The 1,376-nt window shown below is 53.4% G+C and carries 2 protein-coding genes; both read left to right on the top strand.

All coding sequences use genetic code 11. The features are described 5' to 3' along the window. A partial coding sequence (locus Q0614_RS08585) for a twin-arginine translocase subunit TatC (protein WP_298788035.1) occupies positions 1–228 on the top strand: 228 nt, incomplete at its 5' end. 1 nt (position 229) lies between these two features. After that, complete coding sequence (queA, locus tag Q0614_RS08580; RefSeq protein ID WP_298788033.1) at positions 230–1,249, top strand: tRNA preQ1(34) S-adenosylmethionine ribosyltransferase-isomerase QueA; 1,020 nt, start codon at positions 230–232, stop codon at positions 1,247–1,249. Positions 1,250–1,376 lie beyond the last annotated feature (127 nt).

The raw sequence follows: 1,376 nt of genomic DNA, 5'->3' as shown, positions 1-1,376 counted from the left end.
ATCGGGCTTGTGACAAACAAAAGCCTGAGCGATTTTTTCCGCTACGCAATCGTCATTATTTTTATCTTTGCAGCGGTCATGACGCCGCCGGACGTGCTTAGTCAGTTTATGCTCGCAACTCCGCTAATTGCGCTTTATCTGCTTTCGATCTTTATCGCCAAAATGATAAATCCGTATAAGCCCGAGGATGACGAAAGCGAAAATTCCACGGACGTAGCGCAGGCGTGAGATGGCGGATCTAAATTTAGTTGGCAGCTACGATTACGAGCTTCCTAGCGAGCTCATCGCAAGCGCGCCCGTTATGCCCAAACAAAGCGCGCGACTGCTGATCTATGACCGCGCTAAAGAGCAGATCACTCACGCGCACTTCGGCGATCTGGCGGACGCCCTTCCGCCCTGCGATATTATTTTTAACGACACGCGGGTGATTAAGGCGCGCCTTTTCGGTCATAAAAACAGCGGCGGCAAGATCGAGCTTCTGCTAAACTCGCCGCTTGAGGGCGATAAATTTAGCGCCTATATTCGCGGCAGCGTCAAAGCGGGCAGCGAGCTTAGCTTTGAGGCGGGCCTTAATGCGCGCGTTTGTGAGCTTATGGAAGGTGGGCTTCGCATCGTGCAGTTTGAGCGCGGCGGCGAAGCTTTAAACACCCATGATGTTTTTGAAATTTGCGAACGTATCGGCCACGTGCCGCTGCCGCCGTATATCAAGCGCGCCGATACGAAGGAGGATGCGAGCTGGTACCAAAGCATCTTCGCGCGCGAACAAGGAGCCGTCGCCGCACCCACCGCGAGCTTGCATTTTGATAGCGAGATGATCGCGGATTTGCGTCGAAATCACGAGATCCACTTCATCACGCTGCACGTGGGCGCGGGCACCTTCAAGCCCGTGGAAGTAGCGGATCTGCGCGATCACAAGATGCACGGTGAGCTCTACTCCATCCCGCCGCAGACCGCGCAAATTTTAAAAAGCGAGCGAAAAATTTTAGGAGTGGGTACGACCGTTACGCGCACGATCGAAAATTTTGCGCGCAACGGGCAAAGCAGCGGGATCTGCGAGCTGTTTTTGCACCCGGGCAACCCGCCGATAAGACAGAATTTTTTGCTTACGAACTTTCACCTGCCCAAATCAACGCTGATAATGCTCGTGGCGAGCTTCATCGGCCTTGAGCGCACGCTTGAGCTCTACCGTATCGCAGTGGAGCAAAGATACCGCTTCTACTCCTATGGCGATGGGATGCTTGTTCTATGAAAGCCGTGGTTTTAGGCGCGCTAGCAATATTGGCTGCGACGGCAGGCTTTGCGGCAAGAAAACTTTTTGCTAAAAAGCCCGCCGTAAGCGGCAAAATTTTCTCCGCTGCGCCTAAAGCCAAAGAAAG

The organism is uncultured Campylobacter sp. (assembly GCF_937997595.1).
Classification (GTDB): domain Bacteria; phylum Campylobacterota; class Campylobacteria; order Campylobacterales; family Campylobacteraceae; genus Campylobacter_B.
Note: the sequence above shows the minus strand (reverse complement) of the source record. Positions and strands in the feature narration are given on the sequence as shown.